This window comes from Kitasatospora sp. NBC_00039 (assembly GCF_045160625.1).
GTDB lineage: Bacteria > Actinomycetota > Actinomycetes > Streptomycetales > Streptomycetaceae > Kitasatospora.
Window position 1 is genome coordinate 4,439,935 of record NZ_CP108289.1, and the last position, 12,410, is coordinate 4,452,344.

General features: G+C 73.6%; 9 protein-coding genes. 2 read left to right on the plus strand and 7 right to left on the minus strand.

Annotated elements, in window-relative coordinates; translation table 11 throughout:
- Nucleotides 1-47: 47 nt before the first annotated feature.
- A complete protein-coding gene (locus OG286_RS19570) occupies nt 48-872 on the plus strand; it encodes an HAD family hydrolase (protein ID WP_405365617.1) in 825 nt (274 codons plus the stop codon).
- Nucleotides 873-877: 5 nt separating this feature from the next.
- On the opposite strand, the gene OG286_RS19575 is transcribed toward OG286_RS19570, so the two are convergent.
- The 6 genes from OG286_RS19575 to OG286_RS19600 all read right to left on the minus strand — a co-directional run bounded on the left by OG286_RS19575 (nt 878) and on the right by OG286_RS19600 (nt 9,968).
- Nucleotides 878-1,138 carry a hypothetical protein gene (locus tag OG286_RS19575; RefSeq protein ID WP_396322868.1) on the minus strand — a complete coding sequence of 87 codons (261 nt, stop codon included), beginning with the start codon at nt 1,136-1,138 and terminating at the stop codon, nt 878-880.
- A gap of 121 nt (nt 1,139-1,259) precedes the next feature.
- Nucleotides 1,260-3,071 carry a GAF domain-containing protein gene (locus OG286_RS19580; protein WP_396322998.1) on the minus strand — a complete coding sequence of 604 codons (1,812 nt, stop codon included), beginning with the start codon at nt 3,069-3,071 and terminating at the stop codon, nt 1,260-1,262.
- Between the two features lie 58 nt (nt 3,072-3,129).
- On the minus strand, nt 3,130-6,657 hold the full coding sequence (gene cydD / locus OG286_RS19585; protein WP_396322869.1) for a thiol reductant ABC exporter subunit CydD: 3,528 nt from the start codon (nt 6,655-6,657) through the stop codon (nt 3,130-3,132).
- A 4-nt stretch (nt 6,658-6,661) separates the two neighbouring features.
- Complete coding sequence (cydB, locus tag OG286_RS19590; protein WP_405365618.1) at nt 6,662-7,687, minus strand: cytochrome d ubiquinol oxidase subunit II; 1,026 nt, start codon at nt 7,685-7,687, stop codon at nt 6,662-6,664.
- Nucleotides 7,688-7,749: 62 nt separating this feature from the next.
- Nucleotides 7,750-9,294, minus strand: a complete 1,545-nt coding sequence (locus OG286_RS19595) for a cytochrome ubiquinol oxidase subunit I (protein WP_405360710.1) — start codon at nt 9,292-9,294, stop codon at nt 7,750-7,752.
- A 290-nt stretch (nt 9,295-9,584) separates the two neighbouring features.
- The gene (locus OG286_RS19600; RefSeq protein WP_396322872.1) at nt 9,585-9,968 is read right to left on the minus strand and encodes a VOC family protein; all 384 of its coding nucleotides are present in this window, start codon (nt 9,966-9,968) and stop codon (nt 9,585-9,587) included.
- A gap of 147 nt (nt 9,969-10,115) precedes the next feature.
- Here OG286_RS19600 and OG286_RS19605 point away from each other — a divergent pair, with 147 nt between their 5' ends.
- Nucleotides 10,116-10,940, plus strand: coding sequence for a nucleotidyltransferase domain-containing protein (locus OG286_RS19605; RefSeq protein WP_405360707.1), 825 nt, complete (start codon nt 10,116-10,118; stop codon nt 10,938-10,940).
- 50 nt (nt 10,941-10,990) lie between these two features.
- Here the strand turns inward: OG286_RS19605 and OG286_RS19610 are convergent, their stop codons facing one another.
- Nucleotides 10,991-12,367: an oxygenase MpaB family protein gene (locus OG286_RS19610; protein WP_405365619.1), complete on the minus strand. Its 1,377-nt coding sequence runs from the start codon at nt 12,365-12,367 to the stop codon at nt 10,991-10,993.
- Nucleotides 12,368-12,410 lie beyond the last annotated feature (43 nt).

Consider the following 12,410-nt stretch of genomic DNA (forward strand, 5'->3'; position numbering starts at 1 on the left):
GCCGCAGCAGCGGTGACCTCCCGGCGGCGGTAGGCGAAGATGGACCGGTGACCACACCCCGCACCGCCCCCCGCCTGATCGCCACCGACCTGGACGGCACCCTGCTCTGCTCCGGCGGCACCGTCAGCGGGCGGACCGCCGCCGCCCTCGCCGCGGCCGAGGCGGCCGGCGTGCAGGTGGTGTTCGTCACCGGCCGGCCGCCGCGCTGGATGCAGCAGGTCAGCTCGCACATCGGCGGCCACGGGGTGGCGATCTGCTCGAACGGCGGCGCGGTGGTGGACGTGCGGCGCGGCGAGCTGCTGGAGTCGTTCCCGCTCGACGCCGGGACGGCGCTCGACGTGGTGGCGGCGCTGCGGGCCAAGCTGCCCGGCACCGCGTTCGCCTTCGAGTACCCGGCCGGGTTCGCCCGCGAGCCCCGGTACGAGGTGCCGATGTGGGGCCAGAACGAGGACCACCCGATCGGCCCGGCGGAGGAGCTGCTGGGGGCCGGCGGCCCGGTGCACGGCCTGTTCAAGCTGCTGGCCAAGCACCCGGACCTCGACCCGGACAAGCTGCTCTCCGAGGCCCGCGAGGCGGCCGGCCACCTCGCCGAGATCACCCGCTCCGCGCCGATACCGCTGCTGGAGATCAGCGCGCCCGGCGTCACCAAGGCCAGCACGCTGGCCCGCTGGTGCGCCGGGCGCGGGATCGACCGGAGCGAGGTGGTGGCCTTCGGCGACATGCCGAACGACCTGGAGATGCTGGCCTGGGCCGGCACCGCCTACGCCGTCGCCAACGCGCACCCGCAGGTGCTGGCGGCGGTGCCGCTGCACACCGTGAGCAACGAGCAGGACGGCGTCGCGGCGGTGCTGGAGCAGCTGATCGGCCGGTGATCCGGTTACCCGAAACGGCTGTTGACGTGGTCGGAGGTCCGCTGGTCGCGCGGGCTGCCGAACAGCTGCCCGGTCGGGCCGGCCTCGACGATCCGGCCCGGGGTGTCGTGGGTGGCCAGGAAGAACGCGCAGGACTTCGAAACCCGCTGCGCCTGCTGCATGTTGCGGGTGACGATCACGATGGTGAGCCGCCCGCGCAGCTCGGCGATGGCCTCCTCGACCCGCCGGGTGGAGGTCGGGTCGAGGGCCGAGCACGGCTCGTCCATCAGCAGGACGTCCGGCGAGACCGCCAGTTCCCCCTCGTTGAACTTTCACCGACTGCACACCGACTGCCCGTCTGGGCCCTCCCTTACAGGCAGTTCGAAGACGAGTCGTCGATGACCCGCCCTAGAGGCGGGCCGTCCAACGCACCATCGTCCCCTTCCCGTACGGCCCCGGCTCGTGCCAGGCATCCCCGCCGAGCACCTCGGCCCGCCGGGTGAGGTTGCGCAGGCCACTGCGCCGACCGCCGGGCGGGATGCCGACGCCGTCGTCGGTGACGGTGAGCAGCACTCCGGGGCGCCCGGCGCGGTCCAGCGACTCCGGGTCGCCGCTCACCGGGTGGCCCTCGTCGTCCAGGTGCACGGTCGCGTCGACCTCCACGCCGACCCGCGAGGCCCGGGCGTGGCGGGCCGTGTTGGAGAGCATCTCCCTCAGTGCGGCCAGCAGTTGACGGCTGGTCTTCTCACCGACCAGGCTCTCCACCGGGCCCGTGAACGTCACCGAGGGCTTGAAGCCGAGCGCCGCCGCGGCCTGGCTGCCCTCCCGCAGCACCCTGGTCCGCAGGGTGTCCGGCGCGTCGCCGTGGTTGTCGTGCTGGAGCGCGTAGATGGTGGTGCGGACCTCCTGGATGGTGGCGTCCAGCTCGTCCACCGCATTGCCGATGCCGACCTTCACCTCGGGCACGACGGACCGCCGGGCGGCGCTCTCCAGCATCATCCCGGTGGCGAACAGCCGCTGGATCACCAGGTCGTGGAGGTCACGGGCGATCCGGTCGCGGTCCTGGAAGACGGCGAGCCGCTGTTGGTCCCGCTGGCCCTCGGCGAGCCGCAGGGCGAGCGCGGCCTGCGAGGCGAAGGTCTCGGCGAGCTGCTTCTCCGCGTCGGTGAACGGCAGCGCGCCGCGCGGGCGCCAGACGCAGAGGCCGCCCAGCACCCGGCCGGCGGCGACCATCGGCACCGCCATCGACGGGCCGAAGCTGCGCGCCAGCCGGATCGTCACGGTCGGGTCGCTGGACATGTCGTCCAGGTAGACGCTCTCGCCCCGCAGGAGCCGGGCGGCGAAGCTGTCCTGCGGCAGCAGCTCGCCGCGGACGAACTCGGCGGCCTCGCCGGAGGCGTGGGCGACCCGCATCTGCCCGTCCTCGCCCCCGTCCGCGGTCGGCAGCAGGATCATGCCGAGGGCGGCATCGGCCAGCTCCCGGACCTGCTCGGCCGCGACGGTCAGCGCGACCTCCGCCTCGTCGGCGGAGAGCAGGGCGGTGGTGACGGCGGACGCACCGGCGATCCAGCGCTCGCGGCGCCGGCCCTCCTCGTAGAGCCGGGAGTTCTCGATCGCGACGCCGGCCGCCGCGGCGAGCGCGTGCACCACCTGCTCGTCCTCGGGGGTGAAGGCGCCGCCGCCCTTCTTCTCGGTGAGGTAGAGGTTGCCGAACACCTCGTCGCGGATCCGGATCGGCTCGCCGAGGAAGGTCCGCATCCCGGGGTGGTGCGGCGGGAACCCGGAGGAGCGGGGGTCGGCGCCGAGTTCGGGGAGGCGCAGCGGCTCGGGCCGGTCGATCAGTGCGCCGAGGATGCCGCGGCCGGCCGGGAGTTCACCGATGGCGGCGGCGGTCGCGTCGTCGATCCCGACGTGGATGAAGTCCGCCAGGCCGTGCCCGCCGGGCGCGATCACTCCGAGCGCCGCGTAGCGGGCGTCGACCAGTTCGGCGGCGCCGGTGGCGATCCGGTGCAGCGTGGCGTGCAGGTCGAGCCCGGCGCCGACCGAGACCACGGCCTCCAGCAGCCGCTGCATCCGGTCGGTGACGGCGGCCGCCGACTGGAGGCGCTCCGCCACCTCGGTGACCAGCGTGTCCAGCCCGAGCGAGGAGATCTCGGGTACCCGGTGGGGCGTCGGGTCCGGTGCCGGGTGGGGTGCGGCGGCGTCGGGCAGGTCGGGCATGGGGTCCATGGGGACGAGCGTAGTTTGTACGGTTTTCTGCCGAAGGACGGCGCGACCGTCAGCGCCCGGCCAGGCTCTCCTCCAGCAGCCCGTCCGCCTCCCGCTCGCGCTCCCGCATCGCCCGCAGCCGGCTGCCGGGCTCGGCCAGCAGCGCCGACCAGGTGCCGCGCTCGGCCACCCGGCCGCCGTCCAGCACCAGCACCTCGTCGACGGTGGTGTCGTCCAGGCCGGCCAGCCGGTGGGTGATCAGCACGGTGGTCCGGCCGGCCGTGGCGGCCAGCAGGTCGGCGGTGAGCGCGTCGGCGGTGGGCAGGTCGAGGTGCTCGGCGGGCTCGTCCAGGACGAGCACGGGGAAGTCGGCCAGCAGCGCGCGGGCGAGCGCGAGCCGCTGGCGCTGGCCTCCGGAGAGCCGGGCGCCGTGCTCGCCGACCATGGTGTCCAGCCCGGCGGGCAGGGTGTCGGTCCAGTCGAGCAGCCGGGCGGCGGCGAGCGCCGCGCGCAGCTCGTCCTCGGTGGCGGCGGGCCGGGCGAGGCGCAGGTTCTCCCGGAGCGAGCTGTCGAAGACGTGGGCGTCCTGGGCGCAGAGCCCGATCACCCGGCGGACGTCGTCCCCGGCCAGCTCCCGGCTGTCCACAGCCTGTGGACGGCCGGCGGCGAGGGTGACGCTGCCCGCCGTCTGGTCCAGGAACCGCAGCAGTGCCTGGGCCAGCGTGGTCTTGCCGGAGCCGGACGCGCCGACCACGGCGATCCGGCGGCCGGAGGTGAGGTCGAGGTCGACGCCGGCCAGCGCGTCCACCGCCTGCCCGGGGTGCCGGACGGTCAGGCCGCGCACCGCGATCGGCAGCGGCCGCCCGGGCAGCGCCGCCGGGGCGGCGGGTTCGGCGACGACGGCCGGCGCCTCCAGCACCTCGGCCAGCCGCGCCGCGGCGGCCCTGCTGCGCCGCCGGGCCTGCACCGCGAGCGGCATCCCGGTGACGGCTTCGAAGGCGGCCAGCGGGGTCAGCACGACCACCGCCAGGCAGACCGGAGCCAGCGCGCCGGCCTGCACGCCCTGGATGCCGACGGCCGCCGCGCCGGCCACGGTCAGCCCGGTGAGCAGCGCGATCAGCCCGGTGCCGAGCGCGGTGGTGGCGGCCGAGCGGGCGGCCAGCCCGGTCAGCGCGGCGTCGGCGGAGCGGACGGCGGCCAGCCGGCCGGGCAGCGCACCGGCGACGGTCAGCTCGGCCGTCCCGGTGAAGGCGTCGACCACGGCGGTGGCCAGCCGGCCGCGGGCCGGGGCCTGCCGCTGCTCGGCGCCGGCCGACCAGCGGGCGGCGAGTGCGGGCACCACCGCCCCGGCCAGCAGCAGCCCGAGGCCGAGCACCAGGCCGGCGGCGGGCAGGAAGGCGGCCATCGCGGCGACGGCGGCCAGCGACACCACGGCGGCGACGGCGGCCGGCAGCCGCCAGCGCAGGTAGTGGTCCTGGATGGCGTCGACGTCGGAGACCAGCCGGGAGAGCAGGTCGCCGCGGCGGAAGGCGGGCAGCCCGGCCGGGGCGAGCACGGTCAGCCGGCGGTGGACGGCGGCCCGGAGCGTGCCGAGGGTGCGCAGCACGGCGTCGTGCGAGACCAGCCGCTCGGCGTAGCGGAAGACGCTGCGGCCGATGCCGAAGGCGCGGACGGAGGTGACGGCCATCATCAGGTAGAGGACGGGCGGCATCTGGGAGGCGCGGGAGATGAGGTAGCCGGAGGTGGCCATCAGCGCGACGGCGCAGCCGAGGGCGAGCGCGCCGAGCAGCACGGAGAGCGCCAGCCGGGGCTTCACCGGCTCGGTGCCGGTCCCCTCGGCGCCGGTCTCATCGCCGGCCTCCGCGCCGTCCTCCGCGGCCGGCACCGGCCGGCCGCTGTGCGCGAGCACGGGCGGGCGGGCGGCCGCCGGCAGCGGAGGCCCGGCCAGCCGGACCCGCCGGTCGACGGCCGCCAGCAGCGCCGGCCGGTGGGCGACCAGCAGCACGGTGCGCGCCGGGTCGGCGGCCAGTGCCCGGACGGCCTCCACGACGGCCGCCTCCGACTCGCCGTCCAGGTGGGCGGTCGGCTCGTCGAGCAGCACCAGCGGACGGTCGTCGGCGAGCAGCACCCGGGCGAGCGCCAGCCGCTGCCGTTGGCCGGCCGACAGCCCGGCGCCGTCCTCCCCGAGCACGGTGGCGAGCCCCTGCGGCAGCCGTTGCACGAAGTCGAGCGCGTGCGCGGCCCGCAGCGCCGTCCGCAGCTCGTCCTCGGCGGCGTCCGGCCGGTAGAGCCGCAGGTTGTCGGCGACGGTGCCGGCGAACAGGTGCGGGTGCTGCGGCACCCAGGCGATCTGCCGCCGCCAGCTCGCCGGCTCCAGCTCGGCCAGGTCGTACGCGCGCCCGTCGGCGGCGGTGACGGTGACGCTGCCGGCGTCCGGCACGGTGAGGCCGAGCAGGACGGCGAGCAGGGTGGACTTGCCGGCCCCGCTCGGGCCGGTGAGCGCGGTGGTCTCCCCCGGGCGCAGCGTCAGCGCGGCGCCGTCCAGCGCGGGCGCGGTCCGGCCGGGGAGCAGCACGGTGAGGCCGGCGGCCTCGACGACGGCGCCGCCGAGGGCGGGCGCGGTGACGGTGCCGGCCTCCGGCAGCGGCGTCTCCAGCACCTGGAAGAGCTCGTCGGCCGCGGTCAGCCCCTCGACGCTGGAGTGGTAGAGCGCACCGACCTGGCGGATCGGGAAGTACACCTCGGGCGCCAGGATCAGGATCAGCAGCCCGGTCTCCAGGTCGAGCGTGCCGTCCACCAGCCGGAAGCCGATGGAGACCGCGACCAGCGCCACCGAGAGGGTGGAGAGGAGCTCCAGCGCGAAGGAGGAGATGAAGGCGATCCGCAGGGTGCGCAGGGTGGCCCGGCGGTAGTCGGCGGTGATCCGGGCGATGCCGGCGGCCTGGGCACGGGCCCGGTTGAACACCTTGAGGGTGGGCAGCCCGGCGACCACGTCCAGGAAGTGGTGCGAGAGCCGGGAGAGGGTGGCCCACTGCCGGTCCATCCGGGCCTGGGTGGCCATGCCGATCAGCACCATGAAGAGCGGGATCAGCGGCAGGGTCCCGGCGATGATCGCGGCCGAGGTGAGGTCGGCGCCGACGATCCGCAGCAGCACGATCACCGGGACGACCACGGCGAGCGCCAGCTGCGGCAGGTAGCGGGCGAAGTAGTCGTCGAGCGCGTCGATGCCGCGGGTGGCGAGGGTGGTGAGTTCGCCGGTGCGCCGGCCCGCCAGGTAGGCCGGGCCGAGCGCGGTGGCGTGGTCGAGCAGCCGGCGCCGCAGGGTGGACTTCACCCGGGCGACGGACCGGTGCGCGGTGAGTTCGGTGAGCCAGCCGACCAGCCCCCGCCCGGCCGCGGTGAGCGCCAGCAGCAGCAGCGGGGTGGTCAGCTCGCCGAGCGTGGCCCGCTGCTGGAAGGCGCGGACCACGATCTCGGCGATCAGGCTCGCCTGGGCGACCACCAGGGCCGCGCCCGCCCCGCCGAGGATCACCGATCCGGCGAGGAAGGCACGGGTGGTGCGGGCGTGGCCGAGGAGGCGGGGGTCGACCGGTTTCACGGTGTCAGGCCTGGTCGAGCGCGGCGGCCGGGTCGTGCCCGGGGATGTGCTGGACACCGATCCGCTTGCGGAACACCCAGTACGTCCAGCCCTGGTAGAGCAGCACGAGCGGGGTGAAGACCGCGGCCACGATGGTCATCAGCTTCAGCGTGTACGCCGAGGAGGCCGCGTTGCCGACGGTCAGGCTCCACTCGGCGTTCAGGGTGGAGGGCATCACGTCCGGGAAGAGCGACAGGAAGAGCATCGCCACCGCGGCCACGACGGTCGTTCCGGAGAGGAGGAACGCCCAGCCCTCGCGGCCCAGCTGGTTGGCGGCCAGCGCGCCGGCCAGCGCGACGACCGCGGTCACCAGCGCCGCCAGGCTCCAGCCGTTGCCGTGGTCGGCCTGGGTCCAGAGCAGGAAGGCCAGTGCCAGCACCGCCGTCACCAGGCCGAGCCGCAGCGCCGTCGCCCGCGCGCGCTCCCGGATCCCGCCGACCGTCTTGAGCGCGGCGAACAGCGCGCCGTGGAAGGTGAACAGGCTCAGCGTCACCAGGCCGCCGAGGAGCGCGTACGGGTTGAGCAGGTCCCAGAAGGTGCCGACGTAGTTCTTCTGCGCGTCGATGTCGACGCCGCGGACGATGTTGGCGAAGGCCACGCCCCAGAGGAAGGCCGGGATCAGCGAGGTCCAGAAGATGGCCTCCTCCCAGTTCCGCTGCCAGCGCGCCTCCGAGCGCTTGGCCCGGTACTCGAAGGCGACTCCCCGGACGATGAGGCAGACCAGGATCACCAGCAGCGGGATGTAGAAGCCGCTGAACAGCGTCGCGTACCAGTCCGGGAAGGCGGCGAAGGTGGCGCCGCCGGCGGTCAGCAGCCAGACCTCGTTGCCGTCCCAGACCGGGCCGATGGTGTTGATCAGGACGCGCCGCTCGGCGGTGTTGCGGGCCAGCGGCTTGGTCAGGATGCCGATGCCGAAGTCGAAGCCCTCAAGGAAGAAGTAGCCGATCCAGAGGACGGCGATCAGGACGAACCAGACGTCGTGGAGTTGCATGGTCAATCGGTCCTATCGATCCTCGGTGGTCCTCAGTGGTTCTCGGTGGTCCGCAGCGGTTCTCAGTACGCGAAGGCGAGCGGCTTGTCGGCGTCGTCGTCCGAGGAGGGGCCGCGCAGCGACGGGTCCTCGGCGGGCGGCTGCTCGGAGGTGACCGGGCCTGCCTTGGCGTACTTGACGAGCAGCCGGACCTCGATGACGGCGAGGACCGCGTACAGCGCGGTGAAGGTGGTCAGCGCGCCGATCTGCATGCCGATGCCGACGTTCGGCGAGACGGCGCTCGCGGTGGTCATCAGGCCGAAGACGGCCCACGGCTGGCGGCCCATCTCGGTGAAGATCCAGCCGAAGCTGTTGGCGATCAGCGGGAACCCCATGGTGAGGATGCCGATCCGCCAGCTCCACTTGGTGAGGAGGGGGCCCAGCTCCCGCTTGGGGGTGAGCATCAGCCTGGGCACCTCGGTGTCGCCGGTGCGGAACTCCGGCGCGAGGAAGCGCCGCTTCCTGGTGGTCCAGAGCCCGATCACGCCGGCCACGAAGGAGGTCATCCCGAAACCGATCATGAGGCGGAAGCCCCAGTAGGTGACGAAGATGCTCGGGATGTAGTCCTTCGGGTCGCCGCCGTACTTGGCGGCCTCCGCGTTGGCGGTGTCGTTGATGCCGGGCACCGACGAGCTGAAGTCGCTGTTGGCGAGGAAGGACAGTATCCCGGGGATCTCCAGCTCCACCGAGTTGTGGCCCTTGCCGACGTCGCCGACCGCGAAGACCGAGAACGGCGCCGGCGCCCGGGTGTCCCAGAGGGCCTCGGCGGCGGCCATCTTCATCGGCTGCTGGCGGAACATCACCTTGGCGAGCGAGTCGCCGCTGAGCGCGGTGCCGAGGCCGAAGACGACGGCGAGGACGAGGCCGAGGCGGAGCGAGGTCCGCATCACGGCGGTCTTCCTGGGGTCGGCGGTGTCCGGCCGGCGCTTGGCCTTCCAGAGGTGGAAGGAGGCGATGCCGACCATGAAGGCCGCACCGGTGAGGAAGGCCGCGGTCAGGGTGTGCAGCACGACGGTGACGGTGGTGTCCTGGAACAGCACGCGCGTGATGTCGGTCAGCTGCGCCTTGCCGGTGGCCGGGTCGATCGTGTAGCCGGTCGGGTGCTGCATCCACGAGTTGGCGGCCAGGATGAAGTAGGCGGAGAGCACGGTGCCGAGCGAGACCATCCACATGCAGGCGCAGTGGAGCTTCCTCGGCAGCTTGTCCCAGCCGAAGATCCAGAGCCCGATGAAGGTCGACTCGAAGAAGAAGGCGATCAGCGCCTCCATCGCGAGCGGGGCGCCGAAGACGTCACCGACGAACCGGGAGTAGTCCGACCAGTTCATGCCGAACTGGAACTCCTGGACGATGCCGGTGACCACGCCCATCGCGATGTTGATCAGGAAGAGCTTCCCCCAGAACTTCGTGGCGTGGAAGTACTTCTCCTTGTTCGTCCGCACCCAGGCGGTCTCCAGCCCGGCCACGATGGCGGCCAGGCTGATGGTGAGCGGGACGAAGAGGAAGTGGTAGACGGTGGTGATGCCGAATTGCCATCGCGCGATGGTCTCGTGAGCGATTGCCAGTTCCACGTCGCCCTCTCTCCAACCGGCCCATAAGGGCATGTTCCGGACAAACTTCATCTATATCCGTAGACCGCTGCACAACAGCGCAAGCTTGTCCGCTTGTGAACGTGAACACGTTCACAAGGTCAGTATCCATCATGCTTACGAGTGGTTTGCAGGCGGGGTGGGATTGACCGGCGGTGCCGTGCGCACAGTCTGCGGAGCCGCCCGGGGGCGCCACAACGAGCGGCCGGGCGAGTGTCGCGGCGAGCTTGGACGATCCGGCGCTTGACAGGCGCCGGACCGTCCTGTTGGTACTAGTGGCTGCCGTACGGTCGGGTGATGATCTCCAGACCGTGACCGGCCGGGTCGAGGAAGTACAGCCCCCGACCGCCGTGGTGGTGGTTGATCTCGCCGGGCAGCTTCAGCTGCGGGTCGGCGTAGTAGGCGATGCCGTCCGCCTCGATCCGGGCGAAGGCCGCGTCGAACTCCTCGTCCGAGACGAGGAACGCGTAGTGCTGCAGGACGATCGACTCCGCCGGCACCGTCGCGAAATCGAGGGTGACGCCGTTGTCCGTGGCCACGGGGACGAACGGCCCCCACTCCGCCCCGACCTCAAGGCCGAGGATTCCCGCCAGGAACTCGGCGGACTCCCGGTTGTCCCGGGCGTGGACGATCGTGTGATCGAACTGGACTGCCATGCTTCGAATGCCTCCGTAAGGCACTCACGGGCTACCTCCATGCCTCACCCGGACGGTGACCGACACGCGATGCCGTACCACCGATCCTAGAACGGACCCCGGGCTCCCCCGCAAGGGCCTGTTCCGGCCCGTGCCAGACTCCTTCCCATGCGGACGATGCAGACGGTCATCGAGTCGATGGCCGGGCAACTGGCCGGAGTGCCGGGCGTGGTGGGCGTGGCGCTCGGCGGCAGCCGGGCCCGCGGGGAGCACCGGCCGGAGTCGGACTGGGACCTCGGCGTCTACTACCGCGGCGCGCCGGACCTCGACGCGCTGCGCGAGCTCGCCGGCCCCGGCGTCGAAGTGGCCGGCCCCGGCTCGTGGGGGCCGTGGGTCGACGGCGGGGCCTGGCTGGAGGTCGACGGGACGGCGGTGGACTGGATCCTGCGCGACCTCGACCGGGTCGGCCGGGTCTGGACGGACTGCCGCGCCGGCCGCTACGAGGTCGGCATCCAGGCCGGGCACCCGCTCGGCTTCTGGTCGCCGTGCTACCCGGGCGAGCTCGCGCTCGGCCGCATCCTGGCCGACCGTAGCGGCGAACTGGCAGCACTGCAGGCAGAGTTGACCGAGTACCCCGAGCCGCTGCGGGCCGCGCTGACCGCGAGCACCTGGGAGGCGGAGTTCCTGCTCGCCGGAGCGGCCAAGGGCGCGGCCCGGGCGGACACGCTGTACGTCGCGCTCTGCCTCTCGCGCGCCGTCGGCATCCTGGTCCAGGCCCTGCACGCGGACGCGCGCCGCTGGTGCCTCAACGAGAAGGGGGCCTTCGACGTCGCCGCGGGCCTGCCCGCCGCCCCGGCCGGCTTCGGGCCGCGCGCCCGCCGCCTGCTCGCCGCCCCGGGCGGCACCCGGGAGGAGCTGACGGCCACCGTCGCCGACGCCCGCACCCTGGTCGCCGACACCGTCGCCGCGCTCCGGGCCTGCCCGGAGGCGTAGCCCCGGGCGGCCCTTCGACGTCCGGCCTCCCGGCGACGCCCGGACGCGCCCTACGGCCGCCCCAGCAGCTGGGTGCCGGCGGCGGAGGGGCTGCGGGCGGTGAAGTAGTCGGTGAAGCCGCGGAGGAACTCCGCCTCGGTGATGGTGCCGTCCCCGTCCACGTCCAACTGCCGGAAGCCGTGCGAGAGATCCGCGGGGTGGACGCGGGGGCCGCCGAACACGGCGCGGTACTCGTCGGCGTCGAGGGTGCCGTCGCCGTCGGTGTCGGCGGCGGTGAAGACGGCGCGAAGCGCGGGCAGCAGGCCGCGTTCGAGGTAGTCGGGGTCGCGGTCGCAGCCGGCCAGGGTGGCGGCGACGAACTCGCCCCGGCCGATCCGCCCGTCGCCGTCGGCGTCCATGGTCGAGCGGAGCTGCTCCCACCAGCCGTCGAAGGCGGCGCGGACGCGGCCCTCCGCCCCCTCCGTGAGCTCCAGCTGCCAGCAGACGTTGTGCGCCATGGCCTGGAGGTCGGGTGCGGTGAGATAGCCGTCGCCGGTCTGGTCGAGGACCTGGTCGAAGAAGCGGTCCAGCCGGGGCGGCCGGGTGTCCCGCCGGGGCGGCCGTCGCCGCTGCGCCGGAACCGGCGGCCGCTGGAAGCGGTAGCGGCGCCGCTCGGGCAGCCTGGTCATAATCGCCCGCCCGCCGTGGTGCAGCAGCCGGGAGAGCAGGGCCGCTCGGCGGGTGCGGACGAGGCCGAAGCGCTCGCGGTAGACGGCCGGGAGGTCGGCGAGGGTAAGGGTGGTGACGACCCGGGCCGCGACCGCCCGCAGCAGCCGCCAGCCGACCGGCCCGAGCCAGTGCAGCCGCCGCGGGCAGGGCGCCTCGTTCAGCATCTCGTACAGCAGGTGGCGGGCCTGGTCGGTGAACTCCAACTGCTCGCGCAGCATCGTGCGGAAGTAGCCGGGCAGTTCGGCCGCCGTGCGCGGCAGCGAGCCCTCCGGCAGCCGGAACGCGGCGATGGTCGCCGTGAACTCCCCGTACACCGCCTCCAGTTCGTCCGCCGCATACGGGTCGCCGCTCAACTCCCGCATGGTGAAGACGGATTCGAAGAGGGTGAGCAGCACCCAGGCCCGGGTGGCCGGGTCTTCGGCGTCGTACGGCCGGCCGCCCGGCGCGGTGCCGCGGATGCGCCGATGGGCCCGGTCGAGGCGCCCGACCTCGCGGTGGAGCGCCTCCTCGTCCGCCTGGAACAGCCGTTGACCGCTGCCCATGGTGTGTTCGACCCGCCGCCACGGGTGGCCGCGGTAGGTGGAGTGCTCGGTCATCCCGGCCGAGACCACCGGGTGGGAGGCCTGGAGGACCAGCAGCCGCCAGGCGACGAGCGCGATCCGCCATTCGCTGAGATCCCGGCGGAAGGAAGCGCTCGGCCCGGACGGCGACAGTGGCATGGAAAAGCCCCCGTGATTCTGTGAGTTTCCGCGTCGGCGGCGG